This window comes from Massilia sp. LC238, assembly GCF_000735635.1.
In the GTDB taxonomy this organism is placed as follows: Bacteria; Pseudomonadota; Gammaproteobacteria; order Burkholderiales; family Burkholderiaceae_D; genus Telluria; species Telluria varians.
This window is the reverse complement of the sequence record NZ_JNNN01000018.1, coordinates 1-492: the sequence shown is the minus strand read 5'-3', so window position 1 is coordinate 492 and position 492 is coordinate 1. Positions and strand designations below refer to the sequence as shown.

The window sequence follows — 492 nt, the reverse complement described above, 5'->3', positions numbered from 1 at the left end:
GCGGGCCGGATCCCGAAAGGCATGCGACTGCCCGTGTCGAAGAACCGCACCAAGGGAGCGAAGGCGCTGGCGCGCCTGCACGCCCGTATCGCGCGGGTGCGCCAGGATTTCACCCACAAGCTCACGACGCGCCTGTGCCGCGAAAACCAAGCGGTGGCGATCGAGGACCTGAACGTGGGCGGCATGCTGGCCAATGCCAGGCTGTCCCGCGCGATCTCGGATGTCGGCTTTTACGAAATTCGGCGCCAGCTGCTGTACAAGGCCGCGCGCTACGGCACCCTGATCGTGCTGGCCGAGCGCTGGTATCCGTCCAGCAAGCTCTGTTCGGGCTGCGGAGCACGCAACGCCGCCCTGGCCCTGGGCGAGCGCGTCTGGACATGCACCGGCTGCGGCGCGTACCACGACCGCGACGTCAACGCGGCCATCAATTTGCAACGGCTCGCCACCGGCGCCCTCGCGGCGGCAACGGCGCTACCCGTGGCGAGTCCGGCG

Annotated in this window: 1 protein-coding gene; it reads left to right on the top strand. The window is 69.1% G+C overall.

Annotation, left to right across the window (positions count from 1 at the left end; translation table 11 throughout):
- Positions 1-21: 21 nt before the first annotated feature.
- Positions 22-492, top strand: a 471-nt coding sequence (locus tag FG94_RS03685; RefSeq protein WP_229445845.1) for a transposase, incomplete at its 3' end; no start/stop codon positions are given.